At 70.6% G+C, this 18,562-nt stretch carries 15 protein-coding genes; 9 read left to right on the plus strand and 6 right to left on the minus strand.

Translation table 11 applies throughout. The features are described 5' to 3' along the window. Positions 1-5 precede the first annotated feature (5 nt). A complete protein-coding gene (locus WME75_RS44385; RefSeq protein ID WP_437484122.1) occupies positions 6-3,242 on the plus strand; it encodes an efflux RND transporter permease subunit in 3,237 nt (1,078 codons plus the stop codon). Between the two features lie 40 nt (positions 3,243-3,282). Here the strand turns inward: WME75_RS44385 and WME75_RS44390 are convergent, their stop codons facing one another. From WME75_RS44390 to WME75_RS44400, 3 genes are all read right to left on the minus strand, one after another. Then, complete coding sequence (locus WME75_RS44390) at positions 3,283-4,920, minus strand: ATP-binding protein (protein ID WP_437484124.1); 1,638 nt, start codon at positions 4,918-4,920, stop codon at positions 3,283-3,285. Next, positions 4,917-5,333, minus strand: coding sequence for a response regulator (locus WME75_RS44395; protein WP_437484126.1), 417 nt, complete (start codon positions 5,331-5,333; stop codon positions 4,917-4,919). The genes WME75_RS44390 and WME75_RS44395 overlap by 4 nt, the downstream gene beginning before the upstream one ends. Positions 5,334-5,594: 261 nt before the next feature. Continuing rightward, positions 5,595-8,441, minus strand: coding sequence for a hybrid sensor histidine kinase/response regulator (locus WME75_RS44400; RefSeq protein ID WP_437484128.1), 2,847 nt, complete (start codon positions 8,439-8,441; stop codon positions 5,595-5,597). A 550-nt stretch (positions 8,442-8,991) separates the two neighbouring features. Between WME75_RS44400 and WME75_RS44405 the strand changes: the two genes are divergently transcribed. The 4 genes from WME75_RS44405 (at position 8,992) to WME75_RS44420 (ending at position 10,524) form a co-directional block, all read left to right on the plus strand. Next, entirely contained in the window at positions 8,992-9,156 is a 165-nt protein-coding gene (locus WME75_RS44405) for a DUF1328 domain-containing protein (protein WP_437484130.1), read from the plus strand. 244 nt (positions 9,157-9,400) lie between these two features. Further along, positions 9,401-9,955, plus strand: coding sequence for a hypothetical protein (locus tag WME75_RS44410; RefSeq protein WP_437484132.1), 555 nt, complete (start codon positions 9,401-9,403; stop codon positions 9,953-9,955). A gap of 49 nt (positions 9,956-10,004) precedes the next feature. Next, the gene (locus WME75_RS44415) at positions 10,005-10,223 is read left to right on the plus strand and encodes a hypothetical protein (protein WP_437484134.1); all 219 of its coding nucleotides are present in this window, start codon (positions 10,005-10,007) and stop codon (positions 10,221-10,223) included. 16 nt (positions 10,224-10,239) lie between these two features. Beyond that, positions 10,240-10,524, plus strand: a complete 285-nt coding sequence (locus WME75_RS44420) for a hypothetical protein (RefSeq protein WP_437484135.1) — start codon at positions 10,240-10,242, stop codon at positions 10,522-10,524. Between the two features lie 305 nt (positions 10,525-10,829). Here WME75_RS44420 and WME75_RS44425 read toward each other — a convergent pair whose 3' ends face one another. Both WME75_RS44425 and WME75_RS44430 read right to left on the minus strand, forming a co-directional pair. After that, on the minus strand, positions 10,830-11,309 hold the full coding sequence (locus WME75_RS44425; RefSeq protein ID WP_437484137.1) for a hemerythrin domain-containing protein: 480 nt from the start codon (positions 11,307-11,309) through the stop codon (positions 10,830-10,832). A gap of 84 nt (positions 11,310-11,393) precedes the next feature. Beyond that, a complete protein-coding gene (locus WME75_RS44430; RefSeq protein WP_437484139.1) occupies positions 11,394-11,873 on the minus strand; it encodes a hypothetical protein in 480 nt (159 codons plus the stop codon). A gap of 812 nt (positions 11,874-12,685) precedes the next feature. Between WME75_RS44430 and WME75_RS44435 the strand changes: the two genes are divergently transcribed. The 3 genes from WME75_RS44435 to WME75_RS44445 are packed head-to-tail and all read left to right on the plus strand — an operon-like array spanning position 12,686 to position 15,198. After that, complete coding sequence (locus WME75_RS44435; RefSeq protein WP_437484142.1) at positions 12,686-14,119, plus strand: sigma-54-dependent transcriptional regulator; 1,434 nt, start codon at positions 12,686-12,688, stop codon at positions 14,117-14,119. A 27-nt stretch (positions 14,120-14,146) separates the two neighbouring features. Continuing rightward, positions 14,147-14,830, plus strand: coding sequence for a histidine kinase (locus tag WME75_RS44440; protein ID WP_437484144.1), 684 nt, complete (start codon positions 14,147-14,149; stop codon positions 14,828-14,830). Next, a complete protein-coding gene (locus WME75_RS44445) occupies positions 14,827-15,198 on the plus strand; it encodes a response regulator (protein WP_437484146.1) in 372 nt (123 codons plus the stop codon). The genes WME75_RS44440 and WME75_RS44445 overlap by 4 nt, the downstream gene beginning before the upstream one ends. 30 nt (positions 15,199-15,228) lie before the next feature. Here WME75_RS44445 and WME75_RS44450 read toward each other — a convergent pair whose 3' ends face one another. Further along, positions 15,229-16,659, minus strand: a complete 1,431-nt coding sequence (locus WME75_RS44450) for a helix-turn-helix domain-containing protein (protein WP_437484148.1) — start codon at positions 16,657-16,659, stop codon at positions 15,229-15,231. Positions 16,660-16,872: 213 nt separating this feature from the next. Here WME75_RS44450 and aceB point away from each other — a divergent pair, with 213 nt between their 5' ends. Next, positions 16,873-18,495 carry a malate synthase A gene (gene aceB, locus WME75_RS44455; protein WP_437484150.1) on the plus strand — a complete coding sequence of 541 codons (1,623 nt, stop codon included), beginning with the start codon at positions 16,873-16,875 and terminating at the stop codon, positions 18,493-18,495. The last annotated feature ends 67 nt before the right edge of the window (positions 18,496-18,562 follow it).

The following is an 18,562-nucleotide window of genomic DNA, read 5'->3' on the forward strand; positions in this document are numbered from 1 at the left end:
GCCCCATGCTCACCTTGCTCTCGCGGATCCTTGCGCTCTCGGTGCGCCATCGCTTCCTCGTCGTCGCCCTCACGATCGCGGTCGGCGCGCTCGGGGCCTACAACTTCACGCGCCTGCCGATCGACGCGGTCCCGGACATCACCAACGTCCAGGTGCAGATCAACACCTCGGTGAAGGCGCTCTCCCCCGTGGAGGTCGAGCGTCAGATCACCTTTCCCATCGAGTGGGCCATGGGCGGGATCCCGGGCGTCCAGCAGGTGCGCTCGCTCTCCCGCTACGGGCTCTCCCAGGTGACGGTGATCTTCGAGGACGACACCGACATCTACTGGGCCAGGCAGCTCGTGGCCGAGCGCCTCGGCGCCGCGAAGGAGAGCCTGCCGCCGGGGCTCGGCGAGCCGCAGCTCGGCCCGATCGCGACCGGCCTCGGCGAGATCTACATGTGGACGCTCGAGGCCGCGCCGGACGCCCGGCGGCCCGACGGGCAGCCGTACGACCTGACCGATCTACGCACGATCCAGGACTGGATCGTGCGGCCCCAGATCCGGACCGTGCCAGGGGTCACCGAGGTCAACTCGATCGGCGGCTATGAGCGGCTCTACCAGGTCTCGCCGGACCCGGCGAAGCTCGTCGGCTACGGGCTCTCGTTCCGCGATGTGCTCGAGGCGCTCGCGGCCAACAACGCCAACGCGGGCGGCGGGTACATCGAGCACAAGGGCGAGCAGTACCTCGTCCGCGCCACGGGCCTCGTGCAGAGCGAGGACGACATCCGGGGCATCATCGTCGGCGACCACGGCGAGGTGCCGATCCGGATCGAGGACATCGCCGAGGTCGGCGTCGGCCGGGAGCTGCGCACGGGGGCGGCGACCGAGGACGGCGAGGAAGCGGTCATCGGCACGGCCATCATGCTCGTCGGGGAGAACGGACGCGCCGTCTCCAGGCGCGTGGACGAGCAGATGAAGGCGGTCAACAAGTCCCTGCCCGAGGGCGTGACGGTCAAGACCATCTACGACCGCACCTACCTCGTCGACGCCACCCTGAGCACCGTGCGGGCCAGCCTGCTCGAAGGGGCCGCGCTGGTCGTCGTGGTGCTCTTTCTCCTGCTCGGGAACCTCCGGGCCGCGCTGATCGCCGCGCTGGCGATCCCGTTCTCGATGCTGATCGCCGTCACCGGCATGGTCGAGGGCAAGATCAGCGGCAACCTGATGAGCCTCGGCGCCATCGACTTCGGGCTCATCGTCGACGGCTCGGTGATCATCGTCGAGAACTGCGTGCGCCGCTTCGCCGAGGAGCAGCGCCGGCTCGGGCGCGCGCTCACCCGGGATGAGCGGCTCGGCCTCGCCTACGACGCGTCCCAGGAGGTCCGCCAGGCGACGATCTTCGGCGAGCTCATCATCGCGATCGTCTACCTGCCCATCCTCACGCTGACGGGCATCGAGGGGAAGATGTTCCGGCCCATGGCGCAGACCGTCGTCCTGGCGCTCGCGGGGGCGACGATCCTGTCGATGACGTTCGTCCCGGCGCTCGTGGCGTTGCTCCTCACGGGCCGGGTGTCGGAGCAGGAGAACTTCCTCTTCCACCACGCGAAGCGCGCCTACGGCCGGGGGCTCGCCTGGGCGCTGTCCCACAAGCCGCTCGTCGTCGCCGCCGCCGGCGTCGTCCTCGTCGCCTCGGGCCTGGTCGCCGCTGGGCTCGGCCGCGAGTTCGCGCCCAGGCTGAGCGAGGGCGCGCTCGCGCTCCAGCCCGCCCGCATCCCCTCGATCAGCCTCACGACGAGCGTGGCGATGCAGGCGCAGCTCGAGCGCGTGCTCAAGGAGCGGTTCCCGGACGAGATCGAGCACATCTTCGCCCGGACCGGCACGGCCGAGGTCGCGACAGATCCGATGGGCCCGAACGTCTCCGACACCTACCTGATGCTGAGGCCCCGGAGCGGGTGGACGAAGGCGGCGACGCAGGAGGAGCTCGCCGGGGCCATCGAGGAGGTGATCCGGGAGCTGCCGGGGCAAAACTACGAGTTCAGCCAGCCGATCGAGCTCCGGTTCAACGAGCTCATCAGCGGCGTGCGGAGCGACGTCGCGATCAAGGTCTTCGGCGACGACCTCGAGGTGATGCTGAAAGAGGCGAGCAAGATCGGCGCCCTCCTGCGGGCGACGCCGGGCGCGGCGGACGTGAAGGTGGAGCAGGTCACGGGGTTGCCGGTGCTGACCATCGACGTGGATCGGCGCATGGTGGCGCGCTACGGGCTCAACGTCGCCGACGTGCAGGCGGTCGTCGAGGCCGCGATCGGCGGCGTGAGCGCCGGCGAGGTCTTCGAGGGCGACAAGCGCTTCGATCTCGTGCTCCGGCTCCCCGACGTCATCCGCCGCGACATCGGGGCGCTCGAGCGCCTGCCGATCCCGCTCCGGGGCACGCAGGCGCACGCGCCCGGCCCGAGCGGTCCGACCCTCGCCGCGTCGGCGCGGGCGCCCGGCCGGGCGGCGTTCGTGCCGCTCGGCGCCGTGGCGAGCCTCCGCGTGGAAGAGGGCCCCAACCAGGTCAGCCGGGAGAGCGGCAAGCGCCGCGTCGTCGTCCAGTGCAACGTGCGCGGCCGCGACCTCGGCGGCTTCGTCGCCGACGCCGAGGAGCGGATCGACGCCGAGATCAAGCTCCCGCCGGGCTACTGGATGTCCTGGGGCGGCCAGTTCGAGAACCTGCTCGCCGCCGAGCGGCGCCTGGCCGTGGTGGTCCCGCTGGCGCTCGGGCTGATCTTCGGCCTGCTCTTCCTCTCCGTCGGGACGCTCAGGAACGCCGCCCTGATCTTCACCGGCGTCCCGCTGGCGCTCACCGGCGGCATCCTCGCGCTGTGGGGCCGCGGGCTCCCGATCTCGATCTCGGCGGCCGTGGGCTTCATCGCGCTCTCGGGGGTCGCCGTGCTGAACGGGCTCGTGATGGTGACGTTCATCGAGAACCTGCGGCAGCGCGGCGAGGCGCTCGACGACGCCGTGCTCCACGGCTCGATCGCGCGGCTCCGCCCCGTGCTCATGACGGCGCTCGTCGCGGCGCTCGGCTTCGTCCCGATGGCGCTCGCCACCGGCACCGGCTCCGAGGTGCAGCGCCCGCTGGCGACGGTCGTCATCGGCGGGATCCTCTCCTCCACCACGCTCACGCTGGTCGTCCTGCCGGTCCTCTACCGGCTGACGCATCGGCAGGGAGCGCCGGGCGCCCCGGGGGAGCGCGCGGATGCGGAGACGGGCTCGGCGGGATGAGAGGACCGCGCGCGTCGACGCGCGACGCGATGACGGGCGCTCAGCTCGCCAGGGGCACCGAGAAGTGGATCGTCGTCCCCTGGCCCGGGGTGCTCTCGACCGCCACGGTCCCGTGGTGCGCCTCGACGATGCCGCGCGCGATGTACAGGCCGAGCCCCGCGCCGGTGCGCGACTCCTGCGAGGCCTTCCAGTAGCGATCGAAGAGGTGAGGCTGATGCTCGGGCGGGATGCCCGGGCCCGTGTCGGCCACGGAGAAGCGCGCGAGATCGGCGACCCGGCAGAGCGACACGCTCACCACGCCGCCCTTCGGCGTGAACTTCAGCGCGTTGCCGAGCAGGTTCGAGAAGACCTGCAGCACCCGGTCCCGGTCGGCGAGGACCTCCAGGCCCGCGTCGAGCGGCCCTTGCGTCACCCGGCAGCCCTTCGCCTCGGCGAGCGACGCGGCGGCCTCGAGCGCCTCGCGGACGAGCGCCCCGCCCCGCTCCACCCGCGGCGACACGACGAGCCGCCCCGCCTCGATGCGCGACGCGTCGAGCAGATCCTCGATGAGCCGCGTCATGCGCTGGATCCCGCGGTCCATCCGGTCGACGAGCTGGACGGCGTCGTCCTCCTCGCCGTCCTTCCGCTGGAGCAGATCGCTCCGCAGCAGCGACGCCGTGATCGCGATCGTGTTGAGCGGGTTCCGGAGGTCGTGCGACACGATCGCGAGCAGGTCGTCCCGGGCGCGCGTCGCGGCCTGCGCCTCGTTGTACAGCCGCGCGTTCTCGAGGGCGACGGACGCCGACTGCGCGAGCTGGGTGAGCAGCACCTCGTCGCTCTCCACGAACGGCCCGTCGCGCCGGTCGAGCAGCTGGATGCTCCCGATGCACTGGCCGTCCCTCCCGCGCAGCGGCGCCGCGACGAGCGAGCGCGGGTAGAGCTCCGCCGGCGCGCGCGACAGCACGTCGGCGCACGTGGGATCGCTCGCGATCTCGTCGCCCGTCAGCCGGACGCTCGTGCTCCTCCGCTCGATCAGGCCGCACGCGATCTCGCGGATGCTGTCGCGGTCCTCCCGCGCGGCGTACTCCTCGGACATCGAGAGGCCCGTCAAAGGCCGCTGCGCCACGCCCCGCGAGGCCAGCCGCGCGACCGCCACGTTCGCGTCGAGCAGCGCGCGCGCCTCTTCGGTGGTGCGCTGGATCAGCTCGTTCAGCGAGAGCGACCGGTGGATGCGCAGCGTCGCCTCGGTGAGCTGCGCGAGCTGGTTCGCGTGGCGAGCGAGCGCCCGGCGCGCCTCGTCCTCGCGGCGCTCCGCCTCGTTCAGCCGGAGGACGTAGCGCAGGCTCTGCACGAGCCGCTCGGGCGTCAGCAGGTTCTTCGGCACGTAGTCCGCCGCCCCCCGCTTCATCAGATCGACCGCCAGCGACTCGTCGCCCTGCCCGGTCAGCATGATGAACGGCGCCGTGAGCTTCGCCTTGCGCGCCGCCTCGATCACCGTGAGCCCGTCGCCCCCGGGCAGGTAGAAATCGAGGAGCACACAGTCGATCTGCTGCTCGTACAGCACCGCGAGCGCCGAATCGACGGAATCGGCCTCCCGGATCTCGGCGTCGACGCGGCCGCTCCGCAGCGCTCGCAAGATCGCGATCCGATCGACCGTGTCGTCGTCGACCACGAGGAGACGAACCGACCTATGGCTCAAGGCATCTCCACGAGCGTCCAGTACCGGTTCAGCGCCGTCATGAGCTCGACAAAGCTCAGAAAAGTCACCGGCTTCAGCAGGTAGCCGGCGACGTTCAGATCGTACGCGTCCACCTTGTCCCGATCGTCGTTCGAGGTGGTCAGCACGACGACAGGCGTCGCCCTCAGCGCGGCGTCGGAGCGGAGCTCCCGGAGAAACTCGATGCCGTTCATCCTGGGCATATTCAGGTCGAGCAGGACGAGGCGCCGGTCTCTGGGCACCTGGGTGCCGCGCAGCAGATCGAGCCCCTCGACCCCGTCGCCCGCGACCCAGAGGGGGTTCGTGATCTTGCCCCTCTCGAACGCCCTCCGGACGTTCATCACGTCGACGGTGTCGTCCTCTACCAGAATAATGTTCAGGATTTTGCCGTCCATCCTCGTCCTCGTTGAGGGGCAAACGCTGGCCCGTCGATAGCATACGAGAGCACCGCTGCACGTGGCGCAGGGCGATGACGACGGAGCTGGAGGCCGGCTCACTCGTTTCCGGGGGACGGAGAAACCGCGACCGGCCTGCTTCGCGCGGCCAACGTTAACGTGGGCCTGCGGCGCCGGGAAGAGCCGAGTGGAGATAACGTGGGCTCGGGTGCCCATGACGGCCGCCCGCGCCAGACGGCGCGCGCTCCGCCGGGGCGCCGGCTACGGCCAGCTGCCGCGGGGGCCCGCGCGGCCGACGAGGTGCGCCACCGCCGTCACCAGGCTGCTCGGCTCGATGGGCTTGGCCAGGTGCATCTGGAAGCCGGAGGCGATCGCCTGACGGCGGTCCTCCATGCGCGTGTACGCGGTGAGCGCGAGCGCCGGTATGCCGCTCGCGGGGACCTCGGCCCCCAGCGCGCGCAGCCGCCGCATCATCGCGTAACCGTCCTCACCCGGCATGCCGATGTCGCTCACGAGCACGTCGAACTCGTCCGCGCGGAGCGCCTCGAGCGCCTCGCCGGCCGAGGCCGCCTCGCTCACCGAGGCCCCGGCGCGCACGAAGATGATGCCGAGCAGCTCGCGCGCGTCGGTCTCGTCGTCGACCACGAGCACCCGGATACCCTCGAGCATGCGGCGCGCGGCGCCCCCCGGCGAGTCGCTGCCCCGGCGCTGCGGCGACGGCAGCGCCGAGTGCGCCTCGGCGCGGATCGGCAGCTGCACCCGGAAGCGCGCGCCCTTGCCCTCTCCGTCGCTCGCCGCGCTCACGCTGCCGCCCTGGGCCTCCGCCAGGTGCCGCACGATGGCCAGGCCGAGCCCCAGGCCGCCGTGGGCCCGGGTCACCCCCCCGTCCGCCTGCCGGAACCGCTCGAACAGGAACGGCAGGAAGCTCTTCGGGATCCCCTCGCCGTTGTCCTCCACCTCGACCTCGAGCATCGCGTCGACGCGCCGGGCCGAGGCCCGCACCTGCCCCCCCGAGGGCGTGAACTTCACCGCGTTCGTGAGCAGGTTCCACACGATCTGCTGGAGCCGATCGGCGTCGCCGATGAAGATACCCACGTCCTCGACGACCCAGGCGTTGACCGTGACGCCCTTCGCCAGCGCCGCCGGTCGCACGAGATCGAGCGCCGTGGCGAGCACCTGCCGCACGTCGACCGGGTCGGTGCGGAGCTGCAGCTTCCCCGCGATGATCGTCGAGGCGTCGAGGACGTCCTCGATGAGCTGCGACTGCGCCTTCGCGTTGCGCTCGATCGTGGCGAGCCCCCGCTCGAGCGACTCGGTGTCCACCTCGCCCGTCCGGAGGATCCGCGCCCAGCCCAGGATCGACTGGAGCGGCGTCCTGAGCTCGTGCGACACGGTCGCGAGGAACTCGTCCTTGAGCTTGTTCAGCTGCTCGGCGTGCTGGCGCGCCTTCTGCTCCTGCTCGAGGAGCTGGGCGCGCTCGGCCTCCGAGCGCTTCTGCTCGGTGATGTCGTGGAACGAGACGCCCACCCCGTCGCCCAGCGCGACGGCGATGGCGCGGAACGTCTGCGGCGCCCCCTCGTGCGCGCAGAAGAGCTCGATCCGGGCAGCCTCCCCGTTCTCCACCACGTGCGCGTACGTGTCAAAGGCGCTCGCGAGCGAGCTGCCCGGCATCTCCACCAGCATTCGCTTGCCCTCGAGATCCTTGCCGCGGCCGCCGACGATCGGCCCCGTGGCGGGGTTCACGTAGACCCACTCGAAATCGGAGATCGCCCCGGACGCGTCGCGCACGCTGCGCAGGATCATGAACCCGTCGGGCGACGCCTCCTTCACCGTGCGGAACCTCGCCTCGCTCGCCCGCAGCGCCTGCTCGATCGACTTCCGCTCCGTGATGTCGGTCGCCGTGCAGGTGATGCCGACGATCTCGCCCGCGTCGTCGGTCAGCGGCTCGATCGAGATGTCGAGGTGCTGCGTGCGCCCGCCGGCGTGCAGGGCGATCTCGCGCCGCTGGCCGACCCCGCTGGACAGCACCTCGCGCTTCGTCCGGTCGAGCGCCCTCGCGGCGTCCGGGTCCTCCAGCACCTCGGCGTCGGTCTTCCCGAGCACCTCGCGCTCCGACTTGCCGAACGAGTTGTGCATCCACGTGTAGCGGAGGTCCCGGTCCTGGTTGAACACCATGACCGGCGACCCCCGGAGCGCCTTGCGGAAGCGCTCCTCGTTCACGCGGAGCGCCTGCTCCGCGCGCAGGCGCTGGGTCACGCTCTGCTGGAGCTCGAGCGCGAGGCGCTCCGCCTTGCGGCGCGCGCCGATCTGCTCGGTCACCTCGAACGCCGTCGCCACGACGCCCTCCACGGCGCCGCTCACGTCGTGGACCGGATTGCACAGGACGTTGTACAGCCGCTCCACCACCTCGCCGGTCCAGTGCATGAGCCGCAGGGGGATCTCGCTCCCCACGCTCGGCGAGCCGCTCGCCATGACGGCCTCGAGCTGCGCGTGCAGCGCCTGCCCGCGGAGCTCCGGGACCGCCTCGACGAGCGGCTTGCCGAGCAGATCGTCGCGGCCGACCATCTGGCAGAAGAGCGGGTTCGCGAGCTCGAAGACGAGATCGGCGCCCCTGAGGAGACAGATCGGCGCGGGCGCCTGGGCGAGCAGCGAGCCGCTCCTGCCCCGCTCCAGCTCGGTGCGCTTGCGCTCGGTCTCGAGCGCCGCCAGCTGGAGCCGGGTGTGCTCGCTGACCGCCTGGGCGATCCCCGCATCCACGCGCTCGGAGAGCGCCTCGACCTCGCTCAGGCTCGGCGTGCTCCCCGCCTCCTGGAGCTCGCGGAGGATGGATCGCCGGAGAACGCCATATTCGCGGACCATCACGTCCAGGTTGAACCCGTTCTCCCAGCGCATTTCCCCGTGCTCGCGCGCGGCCTCGTCGCTGCCGCTCGTGGACGCTCCCTTCTCCAGGCTGGCGGCCACCTCGTCGAGGAAGCTCGGTAGCGAGTTGATGATCAGGGGCTTGGGCATGTCGCGCACCGCCGAGCTTCGCCTGCGCAGCTCGCCGACGAACCGCTCGATGATGGCCTCGCGGCGGGTCCTGATGAGCGTGGAGATCGGGATCGTCATGATCGGGTCGTTCGCGGCGTGGGGCCCATCCCGGCAGGCATCGCCGTCAGGGGCCCGGGCAGCCAGCGGGGGGCGGCCCCGGGTGACCCGGGACGCGGGGGGCGTCAGCGAGCACGACATATTCGGCGAGCTGGCCGAGCGCCACAAGGCGCCCCGCCAGCGCACCCCGCGCGGCGACGGGCGGGCGACCGCTGCTTTCACGGGACAGCCGCCCGCGGTCCTCCGTCGAGATCGGCCTCGACATGGGTGCTGAGCCGAGCTCGATTTTCCACGCGCGCGCACAAGCCGAGGTGTGAGCAAGCGCTGTGCCGAGCTCGGACGGCCGGTGCTCGCGGCGATGTGCGGCGCGCGCCGTCACGAACGAGGCAATTTGCCGCAGCGCCTTCGTCCGCTCCGGCCGTGCGACGGCGCCTGAAGCGGGCTGTGGGGCCTCGGGAGGATCAGCCGTCTTGATCGACGCGTGGGTCAACATGAGACGTCGCGGCACGGCGGCTGCAACTCCGCTGGTTCGAGACCCTGGAACACCCATTCACCCGATCTGGAGGTTATCATGCTCAGTTGGAGTGTTGCGTTCTTTCTCGTCGCGATCATCGCCGCCATCTTCGGTTTCGGCGGCATCGCCGCGAGCGCCGCGTCGGTGGCGAAGCTGCTCTTCGTGATCTTTCTCGTCCTGGCGGTCGTCTCCCTCGCGCTCGGCCGCCGCGCCCCGACCTGACGCCCCTGTGTCATCCATGTCGGCTTGCACGTGCTCGGAGGCCACGATCGGGGCGATATGTCTCGCCGGGGGCGGGCGGTCTCCGCGGTTCTGCATGGCACGCCGGTCGCAATAGGCCCTGGAGAGACCCATCCAGGGCGCCGGGAGATCGATCCCGGGCAGCTTCGATGGGGCTTTTCGTGTCGTGCCGGGCTCTTGCCCGGGCGCAAGGTCGGGCCAGAGCGGCAGACCGGAGGAGATCATCATGCTGACCGTCCGTACATTCCTTCCTATCGCCATCGTCATGAGCGTCTTCGCGGGCTGCGAGTCCCCAGCAGACGCGCGAGCCAAGGCCGAGCGCGCGCAGCGCGAGGCGGAGCAGAAGGCGGCGGAGGTCGCGACCGACCTCGACAAGAAGGTCGCCGAGATCGACCAGCGGGCCGAGCGGGAGACCGACAAGGCGCTCCGGGAGGCCGCGGAGAAGCTCAACAACGCTGCCCTGGAGGCCCAGGAAAAGACCGTGGAGGCCCAGGCGGAGCTCCTGAAGGCGCGCGAGGACGTGCGTGCGTCCACGACGCGCAAGATCGAGGGCCTCGAGAAGGACGTCGCCGAGCTCCGTGCCAGGGCCGAGAAGAAGCTGTCCAAGGACGAGGTCGACAGCATGGTGAGGGAGCTCCAGGACAAGTCCGAAGCCGTCCGCAGGAGCCTGCGCGACCTCGACGCCGCCACGAGCACGAACCTCGATCAGGTGAAGAAGGGCGTCGACCAGCGCGTGCAGGAGCTCGATCGCGCGATCCAGGAGGCGAAGCGGCGCGTCTGATCGTGCCCTGCAGCCCCTGACCCCAGCAAGTCAACACGAGGAGGACAAGATGGATAACCAGAAGGCATCTCAGCAGAACCAGCCGGCGGACCTCGAAGGCGAGGGCAACCCCACGGCCGATCGGCGTTACCGGGAAGGCGTGGAGAGGTCGGTGAAGGGCGGCAAGATCGAGGAGCACGCGGAGGAGGCCGCCCAGGCGCTGGACGGTCCCGAAGGCGACGAGCTGCGCAAAGCCCAGGAGGCCGCCCGGCGCGGTCGACCCAGCTGATCCCGGCGAGCCTGCGATGATCCGCGAGCTCCGCTGCAATTCCTGTGGCCGCCGGTACGTCTTCGTGTCGACGGCGGCCACCCCCTGCCGGGCCTGCGGCTCGGCCCTCGACGAGATGGAGCTCGAGCGCGGCGTCTACGAGCTCGCCTCGAACGACGCGCGGAGCGCCGCCTCGCCTGTCCCGTCGAGCCCGGCGGACACCATGGTCCCCGAGGATCTCGGCTACGGCGAGTCCCACGGGTACGGGCCCGCGCACGGCGGCCCCACCGGCCCCGGCGACGCGCCGGCGACCACCCCGTGAGCCCACCCGCCCCCCCTGCAAACCACCACGATGATCCCGGGCTGCCCGGCCGGGGGGCGCGAGCCGGGCAGCCGAGAATTTAACGCAAAGGCGCAAAGGCGCAAAGACGCAAGAAAGAAAGATAGAAAAACCTCGGGAGTTGCCTCCCTTCAATCTCTGTCTCTTTGCGCCTTTGCGCCTTTGCGCCTTTGCGTTGAATTCTCCTCACTACAGGACATCGCCCGCGGCGCGCCGCCGGGCGCGGGACCTGCCCGCAGAGCGTTGGAGTGAAGGGTGGGAGAAGAGGCTCCGAAGGAGCGCCGCCGTCAGGCCGCGGTCGCGGTGCGCTGGGCGGCGTGGCTCGAGCCGTGGGCGCGGCGGGAGTGGGCGATGAGCGCGTCAAACAGCTCCAGCATCTGCTCGCCGAGCCGCTCGTTCGTCTCCTCGCAGAGCTCCGCCTCGATCCACGGCAAGAGCTCCCGCTCCTCCTCGTCGATGTGGCGCATGACGAGCTCCCTCAGGGTGGTGAGCTTGGCCTTGAAGCTCGGGTCCTCCGGCGCCGTGCTGACGACACGCCGGATCTCGAACCGCGCGACCGTGTGCTCCTCGCAGGCCCCGCCGACGAGCTCCGGCTCGATCGCGAGCAGCTCCGGGAAGAGCACCACCTGCTCGGCGAGCATGTGCGCGAGCAGGTGCTTCGTGAGCTCGTCGGTCACCCGCCCGACATCGCCGATGCCCGAGATCGCCAGATCGAATAGCCTCTCGGCTTCGCGGTGCTGCCCCTTCAAGAGCTGTGTCGCTTTCATGCATTCTCCTCCCGGACACCGAACGTGGTAGTGTGGTTTATCAAGGCGAAACAGGGACCTTGTTGCTCTCGCGCTGCGACCGACTCAGGCAGCGGCGCGGGCCGCCAGGTGCGCGAGCCCGCGCAGCGGCTCGCCCCGGGGGCCCTCGAGCGAGAAGGTGACGGCGCCGCCGCTGCCGAGCATCTCGCGCATCGTCAGCGACAGGCCCGCCAGCTCGTGAACCGCAGGGGCCTGCGGGTCCGAGCCGGGGCACAGGACAACGCGCCTGACGCCGGGGAGCGCGCCGAGAACGGCGCGCATGAGCGAGGACCGGACCGTGAGCTTGTTCGCGGTCGACCCCGCGACGAACACAGCCGTGCTCACCGCGCCGAGGAGCCGGAGCTTCTCCTGCAAGCGCGATTGAAACGTCAAAGGGGGCTCGTTGGGCAGCTGGACCACCGTCTCGACGTCGCGCGTCTGGGTGCTCAGCCAGGCGGCGCATTCGGTCCAGGGCGCACCGGACTCAGCAACCAGCAGGCAGGTCTCCTCTCGGCGCTCGACCCGTCCCCCCCTCTTGCGCTTCATGAGAACCCTTCAAGCAACCCTCGTGCCGATTGGGCATATTCCGGATGCGCGCATGTCTGGGGCGCCAGATGTGATCTGTCGATGTGGAATTTCGCCTCTCACCGGCAACTCGGACGGACTTGACGGATCCAGGGCAGTCGAGGTGCTCAGGCCAACGCCGGCTCGCGGCGCCGGCGCATGACCGGTGGCAAAACAAGGGCTTATCGCCCCTCTCGCCCGGCGCGCGGGTGTCCGTCGCAGCGAAGACCGTGAATTCCGTTCTCTCCCCAAACGCCCTTTTCCCGCTTCACCCGACAGCGATGCTGCGCCGCCCTGCGCGCCGTACGCCCGAGCCCGCTGCCGACCACGGGCCTCACGCGGCCTCGGCCTCGCGTGCGCGGCCGCGCCTGCCCTGCATCTGCGCGGGACCCGAGGATTTTGTCGTGGCCGCGCCCGCCCTCGAGCGGCGCTCCCCGCCGCGCCGCCTCCCTGCGCGCACCGGAGAGGCGCGCGATGTGCATCGCCGGGCGACGTGCTGTCAGCCTGTGGAAATCCAGAGAGCGGGTAACCCTGCCGGAAACGGCGGCCGAGAGCGCGGTCGCCCCGGGAGCGCGCGGCGGGGGAGGGAGCGGCGGGGAAGGGAGCGCATCGGCGCCGCGTCCACGGGGCGCGCAGGCAGGGTTGAGGCAGGAAATCTCACCTGTGGCGAAACGTCACGCTCGATAACACCGGGGATAAGCGGCCTGGGCTTGATGGCGCGGTGTCTCCGTGGCACGTTCCCTGCAACTGCAGGCAGCGGTCGACCTAGTGAAGCTGCCGGGGAAGGACACGCGATGAGCGGCAGGATACTCGTCGTCGATGACGACGAAGCGACGTGCGATCTGGTCGAAGCCCTCCTCAAGAGGCAGGAATTCTCGGTGGCGGCGCGCACCTCCGCGAAGAGCGCGCTGGAGCTCGTGAGCGATGACGACTTCGACGTCGTGTTGACCGACGTCGGCATGAGCGAGATGAGCGGCATCGAGCTGTGCGAGCGCATCCTCGGCGCCCGGCCCGACATGCTCGTCATCGTCATGACGGCGCTCGGGAGCATGGAGACGGCGATCTCCTCGATGCGCGCGGGGGCGTTCGATTTCGTCACGAAGCCGCTCGACGCGAACCTCCTCGGCCTGACGGTCTCGCGCGCCGTCCAGCACCGGCGCCTCCGGTCCGAGGTGAAGCGCCTGCGTGAGGCGGCCCACGACGTCCAGCAGACCAAGGGCCTCGTCGGGCGCAGCCCCGCGATGAAGCGCGTCTACGACCTCATCGGGCGCGTCGCGCGGAGCGACGCCTCGGTCCTCGTGCACGGCGAGACGGGCACCGGCAAGGAGCTCATCGCGCGGGCGATCCACGAGGCCAGCGGCCGTCCCGGTCCCTTCGTGGCCGTCAACTGCGCCGCGGTGCCCCAGGCGCTCCTCGAGAGCGAGCTCTTCGGCCACGCGCGCGGCGCCTTCACCGACGCGAAGACCCAGCGCACCGGCCTGTTCCTGGAGGCGAGCGGCGGCACCATCTTCCTCGATGAGATCGGCGAGATGCCGATCGAGGTCCAGCCGAAGCTGCTCCGCGCGCTCCAGGAGCGGAAGGTGCGTCCGGTCGGCTCGAACGCCGAGATCCCCTTCGACGCGCGCATCGTGACGGCGACGAACCGCGACCTCGAGACCGAGGTGTACGAGAAGCGGTTCCGCGAGGACCTGTTCTACCGCGTCAACGTCGTGAAGATCGACCTGCCGCCCCTGCGCGAGCGCGGGACGGACGTGCTCCACCTCGCGATGCATTTCCTCGAGAAGTTCTCCTCCAGGAGCGGCAAGGGCGTGCTCTCCCTCTCGACGGCGGCCGCGGAGAAGCTCACCGCCTACAACTGGCCGGGCAACGTGCGCGAGCTCGAGAACAGCATCGAGCGCGCGGTGGCCCTCGCGCGCTTCGAGCAGATCACGGTCGAGGACCTGCCGGACAAGGTCCAGGCCTACCGGCCCGACCGCTTCGTCGTCGCCGTCGACGAGCCGGCGGAGATCATGACGATGGACGAGCTCGAGAAGCGCTACATCAAGCGCGTGCTCGCGCTCGTCGGCGGCAACAAGTCGCGCGCCGCCCAGATGCTCGGGTTCGACCGGCGCACGCTGTACCGCAAGCTGGAGCGCTACGGGGAGCAGGATGGTCTGGGCGGGGACGAGGGCCCAGACAAGGACAAGGCTGCCTCTTCGCCGGGGTCGGCGAGCTCTTCGCTGAGCTGAGTTGAGGCGCGAGGTAAGGCGGAAGGAATGACGGAAAAGGCGCTCTCCGAGTCGGTCGACAAGCTGTTCGCGCGCACGGGGCACGACGTCCGAGGGCCGGCAGGCGTCGTGGCCGGCGCCCTCGACGAGCTGGAGCGCGCCCTCGGCGGCGAGACCACGGCCCGGAACGCGGCGTTCTTCACCATGGCGCGCCGGGGGGTGCGCCGCCTGCTGCGCCTCGCCGACCGCTACACCGCCGCGTCGGAGCTGTCGCGGCAGCCGGACGCCCCGGTGCACTCGCTCGACCTCGAGGCGCTCGTCCGCCAGGCCGTCTCGGAGGCGTCGTTCGTCTATGGCAGGCGCCAGGTCACGGTGGCGCTCGACCTCGCGCCCCTGCGCGGCTCAGCGCACCCGGCCTCGATGACCGCGGCGCTCGCGGACGCGCTCATGCTCGCCCTGCGCGCCGCCCGCGCGCGGGTCGCCGTCGAGCTCTCGGCCCACGGCGACAAGGCGCGGGTGGTGCTCACGAGCGACGCGGACACGCCCTCGGTCGAGCAGCTCTTCCAGACCGCGCTCTCGCCGGACGCGGACCCGCTCGACGAGGGCGCGCTGCCCGTCCGCGTGATCGACGGCGTGCTCAGGGCGCACGGCGGCACGGCGCGGGTCGAGCGCGCGGGCGCGGAGACGCGCATCACCCTGGAATGGCCGCTGAACGAGGCGGGCGCCCGATGAGCGAGGAGCTGCCGCAGGTCCTCGTGCTGGACGACGACGACGACACGGCGTCGCTGCTCGGCATGGCGCTCCGCCGCCGGGGCTTCCGCGTGGTCGTGGCGCGCTCGTGCGAGGAGGGGCGCGCGATGCTCGCCGAGCACGCCATCGACGCCCTGGTGACGGACGTGTCGCTGCCGGACGGCAGCGGCCTCGATCTGCTCGCGTCGCTCGCGGGCAAGCCGCGCGCGCTGGTCGTGGTGAGCGGCTTCGGCGGCGACGACGACCGCGAGAAGAGCCGGGCGGCCGGGGCGCACGTGCACCTGGTCAAGCCGGTCGACGTGACCCGGCTCGTGTCGACGCTCAACGAGCTGCTCGGCCGGCCGGGCTGAGCGCGCGCTCAGCCGTCGCTCACTTGTCGCTCACTTGTCGACGGACGCGTAGAACGAGACGCCCCGCCGGTTCTCGTCGAGGCGCAGCGGGTGCTGCAGCGCCGGCAGCGCCCGCTGGGCGCAGTCGAGGCGCTCGCAGGTCCGGCACGTGACGCCGACAGGGACGGCCGCGCCGATGTTGTCGAGGTCGATCCCGTCGGCGTAGACGAGCTCGCGGGCGTAGCGCACGTCGCAGCCCATGCCGATCGACTGGACCGTGTGGGGGACGTGGTAGCCGCCGCGGTCGCTGCGCACGGTGCGCGCGATGCAGAAGTAGACCGCGCCGTCGGGCATCTGGGAGAGCTGGATCCGGATCATGCCGGGGGTCATCAGGGCGGCGTGCACGTTCCAGCGGGGGCAGGCGCCGCTGAACCGCGCGAAGCGGATGCCGGAGCCGCTGAAGCGCTTCGAGATGTTGCCCGCGATGTCGATGCGGACCATGTGCATCGGCACCCCCTCGGCGCCGGGGCGGCGGAGCGTCGTCAGCCGGTGGCACACCTGCTCGAAGCTCGTGCCGAAGCGGTGCGCGAGGAGCTCGATGTCGTACCGCTCGGCGCGCGCCGCCTCCAGGAACGGCTGGTACGGCATGAGGATCGCGGCGGCGAAGTAGTTGGCCAGCGCGACGCGCGCGAGCGCGCGGGACTCGGGGGTCGTGAGGTTCTCGTCGCGCAGGATGCGGTCGATCGCCGCCGACTGCGTGAGCAGCCCGAGCTGGTGCGCGAGCTGGAACCGGCGGCTCCGGGGCGGCAGCACCTCGGAGATGCTGAGCACGCGCCTGTCGGGATCGTAGCGCCGCATCGCCTGGCGCTCGTCGGCGACCCGCACGATGCGCACCTCGATGCCGCGCGTCGCGTGGAGGTACCGGACGAGGCCGCGGTAGACGTCGTCCGCGTCGAGCTCCGCCTCGCGCCAGAGCGCCTCGGCGCCCTCCTCGACCTCCGGGAAGTAGTTCATCCGGCGCTGGATCAGGTCGCTCACCTCCTCGGACGGCAGGCGCGAGTTGTCGACCGCGACGAACCCGTCCCCGGCCAGCCGCTCCCCCAGCGTGTCCAGCGACTCCCGGGTCGTCGCGTACGTGCGGTAGAGCGTGAGCACCGCGCGCGCGACGTTCGGTGACGTCGCGACGAGCTCGCGCAGATCGGCGTTCGTCAGCCCGTGGCTCTCGAAGATGGGATCGCCGAACACCTCGTGGAGATCGGCTGTCAGCCGGACGTCCCCTTCCGATGCGAAGTTCTGGAGGTCGAGCTGGAATATCTGGGCTAACCGGATGAGAAGTGGCGCGGTCAACGGACGCCGGTTGTTCTCTATCAAGTTCAGGTAACTCGCCGAGACACCGAGGCGCTCCGCCAGATCGACCTGCGTCATGTGCTCGCGACGCCGGAGCGCACGGACTTTGGCTCCAAGAAGAGGTGCATCGGCCATGAGAACCCTCCCGAACGTAGCTGTACTGACTGAACCGACGTGTAGGCGCGGCGCGCTGCCGTCAGAAATTTACAATAGTTTACACGTTGACAGGCTGTAAAGGCCTTTCGTCGACATCGTTATCCGCCTGCATTTCAAAGCGAAGTTGACGTTGAAACCCATTCGACAAACATAGGTTCGTTGTAACGACGCGCAGCGTTGCAGGAGATGTGGATGAGCCAGAATCATGCGACCTCGAACCTGAGCTTGCTCGCCCCCCGTGTTGCGGGCGACGCGTCTGTCCTCACGCCAGAGGCGCTTCGCTTCCTCGCGGGCCTTGGACGTAAGTTCGCTGACCGGGTACCGGCCCTGCTCGAGCGGCGGCGCGGGGTGCAGGCGCGGCTCGACGCGGGCGAGCGGTTCGATTTCCTCCGCGAGACGCGCGATGTGCGCGAGGCGGACTGGACGGTGGCGCCGCTGCCCGAGGACCTGCTCGACCGGCGCGTGGAGATCACCGGCCCCGTCGATCCCAAGATGATCATCAATGCCTTGAACTCCGGCGCGAGCGTGTTCATGGCGGACTTCGAGGACGCCACCTCGCCGACGTGGAAGAACCTCATCGAGGGGCAGGCGGCGCTGCGGCTCGCGGCGCGGCGCGAGCTCCGCCACGAGGACCCGGCCACGGGCAAGCGCTACGCCCTCGGCGACAGGCCCGCGACCCTGTTCGTGCGCCCGCGCGGCTGGCACCTCTGGGAGAAGCACGCCGAGCTCGACGGAAAGCCGCTGCCGGGCGGGCTCTTCGATTTCGGGCTCTTCTTCTTCCATAACGCCCGTGAGCTCGTTCGCCGCGGTACCGGGCCTTACTTCTATCTGCCGAAGATGGAGAGTCACCTGGAGGCGCGGCTCTGGAACGAGGTGTTCCTGTTCGCGCAGGATGCGCTCGGTCTGCCCACGGGCACGATCAAGGCGACCGTCCTCATCGAGACGCTCCCCGCGGCGTTCGAGATGGACGAGATCCTCTATGAGCTCCGCCAGCACTCGGCCGGGCTCAACTGTGGTCGCTGGGACTACATCTTCAGCTTCATCAAGAAGCTCCGGAACGACCCGGCGTGCGTGATGCCGGACCGCTCGCAGGTGACGATGGAGCAGCACTTCCTGCGCTCGTACACCCAGCTGCTCGTGAAGACCTGCCACCGCCGCGGCGTGCACGCGATGGGCGGCATGGCGGCGCAGATCCCGATCAAGAGCGATCCCGAGGCGAACCGCGCTGCGCTCGAGAAGGTGCGCGCCGACAAGCTGCGCGAGGTGAAGGACGGGCACGACGGCACCTGGGTGGCGCACCCGGCGCTCGTGCCGCTCGCGCGCGAGGTGTTCGACGCGCACATGCCCGCCGCGAACCAGATCGAGCGCAAGCGCGAGGACGTCCGCGTGACGGCGGCCGACCTCCTGCGCGTCCCGTCCGGCGCGCGCACCGAGGCCGGCCTGCGCCACAACATCCGCGTCGGCGTCCAGTACCTCGAGGCGTGGATCAGCGGCCTCGGCTGCGTCCCGCTCTACAACCTCATGGAGGACGCGGCCACCGCCGAGATCTCGCGCACCCAGGTCTGGCAGTGGATCCGCCACAGGGCGACGCTGGACGAGGGCGAGCCGCTCACCGAGGAGCGCTTCCGCGCGGTCGTCGACGGCGAGATGGCCGCCCTGCGCGGCGCGCTCGGCGAGGCGCGCTTCGACGGCGGCCGCTTCGCCGACGCGCGCCGGCTCTTCGAGCGGCTGTCGGTCGGAGAGACCTTCGAGGAGTTCCTCACGCTGTCTGCTTACGAGCTCCTGATCTCGCGCGCCGGAGCGCAGAGCTCGTGACGCGCAGCCAGCCTGTCGTGACGTCGACACAGCGGCAGCTGCCGCCCGCAACCCCAACGCACTAGGA

The sequence above is a fragment of the Sorangium sp. So ce1014 genome, from assembly GCF_051521505.1.
Lineage (GTDB): Bacteria > Myxococcota_A > Polyangia > Polyangiales > Polyangiaceae > Sorangium.

What these genes read in the sequence shown, in the direction of transcription:
- WME75_RS44445 (WP_437484146.1), top strand. Translation starts at nt 14,827, where the DNA reads ATGAGCGAGGAGCTGCCGCAGGTCCTCGTGCTGGACGACGACGACGAC.
- WME75_RS44435 (WP_437484142.1), top strand. Translation starts at nt 12,686, where the DNA reads ATGAGCGGCAGGATACTCGTCGTCGATGACGACGAAGCGACGTGCGAT.
- WME75_RS44385 (WP_437484122.1), top strand. Translation starts at nt 6, where the DNA reads ATGCTCACCTTGCTCTCGCGGATCCTTGCGCTCTCGGTGCGCCATCGC.
- aceB (WP_437484150.1), top strand. Translation starts at nt 16,873, where the DNA reads ATGAGCCAGAATCATGCGACCTCGAACCTGAGCTTGCTCGCCCCCCGT.
- WME75_RS44425 (WP_437484137.1), bottom strand. Translation starts at nt 11,309, where the DNA reads ATGAAAGCGACACAGCTCTTGAAGGGGCAGCACCGCGAAGCCGAGAGG.
- WME75_RS44395 (WP_437484126.1), bottom strand. Translation starts at nt 5,333, where the DNA reads ATGGACGGCAAAATCCTGAACATTATTCTGGTAGAGGACGACACCGTC.
- WME75_RS44400 (WP_437484128.1), bottom strand. Translation starts at nt 8,441, where the DNA reads ATGACGATCCCGATCTCCACGCTCATCAGGACCCGCCGCGAGGCCATC.
- WME75_RS44405 (WP_437484130.1), top strand. Translation starts at nt 8,992, where the DNA reads ATGCTCAGTTGGAGTGTTGCGTTCTTTCTCGTCGCGATCATCGCCGCC.
- WME75_RS44410 (WP_437484132.1), top strand. Translation starts at nt 9,401, where the DNA reads ATGCTGACCGTCCGTACATTCCTTCCTATCGCCATCGTCATGAGCGTC.
- WME75_RS44450 (WP_437484148.1), bottom strand. Translation starts at nt 16,659, where the DNA reads ATGGCCGATGCACCTCTTCTTGGAGCCAAAGTCCGTGCGCTCCGGCGT.
- WME75_RS44420 (WP_437484135.1), top strand. Translation starts at nt 10,240, where the DNA reads ATGATCCGCGAGCTCCGCTGCAATTCCTGTGGCCGCCGGTACGTCTTC.
- WME75_RS44430 (WP_437484139.1), bottom strand. Translation starts at nt 11,873, where the DNA reads ATGAAGCGCAAGAGGGGGGGACGGGTCGAGCGCCGAGAGGAGACCTGC.
- WME75_RS44415 (WP_437484134.1), top strand. Translation starts at nt 10,005, where the DNA reads ATGGATAACCAGAAGGCATCTCAGCAGAACCAGCCGGCGGACCTCGAA.
- WME75_RS44440 (WP_437484144.1), top strand. Translation starts at nt 14,147, where the DNA reads ATGACGGAAAAGGCGCTCTCCGAGTCGGTCGACAAGCTGTTCGCGCGC.